The organism is Salinicola acroporae (genome assembly GCF_003206615.1).
GTDB lineage: Bacteria > Pseudomonadota > Gammaproteobacteria > Pseudomonadales > Halomonadaceae > Salinicola > Salinicola acroporae.
The window spans coordinates 1-609 of record NZ_PZJW01000022.1 but is presented as its reverse complement, the minus strand read 5'-3'; the positions used below and the strand labels follow the sequence as shown (position 1 = coordinate 609).

The 609-nt window shown below is 50.9% G+C and carries 1 protein-coding gene; it reads left to right on the top strand.

From position 1 onward, the window contains the following. Positions 1–213 precede the first annotated feature (213 nt). Entirely contained in the window at positions 214–558 is a 345-nt protein-coding gene (locus DOM54_RS19660; protein ID WP_110717955.1) for a four helix bundle protein, read from the top strand. The last annotated feature ends 51 nt before the right edge of the window (positions 559–609 follow it).

The window sequence follows — 609 nt, the reverse complement described above, 5'->3', positions numbered from 1 at the left end:
CGCGCCATCGACCGGGACCAGGTGGGCTCGATGGAGAAGAAGAAGCGGGAGGGGTACTTCTAATTCGCCTCAGGCGAATTAGGAAGCTGGAAGCCGGAAGAGAAACCAGCTGTAAGCCATAAGCTTTAAGCTGTAAGAAAAATCAAAAGCCAAAACCTTTTGATTCTGCAGGTAAAAGCGCTATTTCGTTAGCTTACGGCTGGGAGGGGAGTCATGAATTTTGAGAGATTGCAGGTTTGGAAACGCTCGGCACGCTTGTCAGCTGAGCTCTATAAGACCTTTTCCGCCCTGCGTGATTTTGGCTTTCGAGACCAGGTCACACGTTCAGGACTTTCCATTCCTAGCAACATTGCCGAGGGCATGAGCCGGTATACGAGCAAGGACAAACGCCACTTCCTGGTCGTTGCCAGAGGCTCTTGTGCCGAGTTGCGTACTCAGGTCTATATCGGCATGGAAATCGGCTATATCGAACATCAGCAAGGCCAGCGATGGTTACAGGAAACCCGAGAGATATCTTCGATGCTCAACGGGTTGATAGTCACTCTGGATAACGAATGAATCTAGAGCTGGAAGCGGCGGGCTGTGGGGGAACTTACAGCTTACAGCTTA

Excerpts from the sequence above, each read along its gene's own strand:
- DOM54_RS19660 (WP_110717955.1), top strand. The coding sequence starts at position 214 with ATGAATTTTGAGAGATTGCAGGTTTGGAAACGCTCGGCACGCTTGTCA.